The following is a 698-nucleotide window of genomic DNA, read 5'->3' on the forward strand; positions in this document are numbered from 1 at the left end:
AATAAAACATAACCGCCACCCGCCCCGCTCGTCATCTCTGTAGCTTTCTCGTCGTTTGGAGACCAACCTGTGTCGTTGAAGTCCTTGCTGCAATCCGCAGTCTTTACACTTGCGTCGGCATGTACCGCGCTTCCAACGGTCGTCGAGGCTGCGGACGGTCCTTTCGCGGTCACTACGGGGTCGTACCGTTTCGCCGGTCGGGACGAGCCACTCGTCGCCTCCGACCGCAAGGTCGATCTCTGGGCCGAGGTCTACAGGCCCACGACCTTGTCCGACGGACCGCTCCCGGTCGCGGTATTCCTCCATGGCAACCACGGCACTTGCGGTACCTTCGACAAGGAACTCCAGGTCCGTGTCGATTACGGGTCCAGCTATACGCAGACGGGCAAGTGCGAGGCGGGCGAGGTCGTGGTGCCGAACCACCTGGGCTACGAGTATCTGGCCAAGGAACTCGCCTCCTGGGGCTACATCGTCGTGTCGATCAACGCCAACCGCGGAATCACGTCGGCCGCTGGCATACCGGGAGATGCCGGCCTCAACCTGATGCGGGGACGGCTGGTCCTGAGGCACCTCGCCCTCCTGTCCGACTGGACCCGGGGGACGGGCCAGATCCCGCCTCCGGCGACGCTCAATTTCAACCCGCGCGGAACGATGGATCTGTCGCAGGTCGGCATGATGGGCCACAGCCGCGGCGGCGA

The 698-nt window shown here is 63.9% G+C and carries 1 pseudogene; it reads left to right on the plus strand.

The annotated features are described in order from the left end of the window. Positions 1-69: 69 nt before the first annotated feature. Positions 70-698 (plus strand): annotated as a pseudogene (locus FV220_RS25200) (hypothetical protein); the annotation flags it as partial.

It is taken from the genome of Methylobacterium sp. WL19, from assembly GCF_008040005.1.
In the GTDB taxonomy this organism is placed as follows: domain Bacteria; phylum Pseudomonadota; class Alphaproteobacteria; order Rhizobiales; family Beijerinckiaceae; genus Methylobacterium; species Methylobacterium bullatum.